The organism is Haloferax sp. Atlit-12N, assembly GCF_003383095.1.
Classification (GTDB): Archaea; Halobacteriota; Halobacteria; order Halobacteriales; family Haloferacaceae; genus Haloferax.
This window is the reverse complement of record NZ_PSYW01000082.1, coordinates 1-477: the sequence shown is the minus strand read 5'-3', so window position 1 is coordinate 477 and position 477 is coordinate 1. Positions and strand designations below refer to the sequence as shown.

At 52.0% G+C, this 477-nt stretch carries 1 protein-coding gene; it reads right to left on the bottom strand.

What is annotated here, in order from left to right:
• Positions 1-277: 277 nt before the first annotated feature.
• Positions 278-477: hypothetical protein (locus C5B90_RS20660; RefSeq protein ID WP_115883646.1), on the bottom strand; the 200-nt coding region annotated here is incomplete at its 5' end.

Here is a 477-nt window from a genome sequence, read left to right as displayed (position 1 = left end):
GTGGCCAACCACGACTTTCCAAACACTGTTCTTATATACAAGCAGTTATTCCTTTTATAACCGGAAGACGTGTTCCTTTCATAGTGGATACCCTTCATCATTCTTTCTTACCTCGGTAGATGCCTCACTGCTGCAGCACGGGTATGCAGTCATCGTTGGCAGCTGGAGACGGCGGCATCGCCGCCGCTCTCTTCTGCCAGTCACCGCAGGTGACAGGGTTTTTTCCCCGCGGTGCCAGGTAGCCCCACAGGTGTAAGGCTACACGGCAAATCCAGCATTACTGTCGAATAAATACCCCGCGCAAGAAGATGCACGGCTGATCTGCCAGATATTCAAAAACGGCGGCGACCACTTGCGGCAACGTCAGCGGGGATAATCCATATTGCAGACGGTCTTCATTGATGATCGCCTGGTATCGGCGCAGACGTTTTTGGGTTTCTTCATCCAGTTTCATGGGCAACCTCGGGTTTCTGTGTT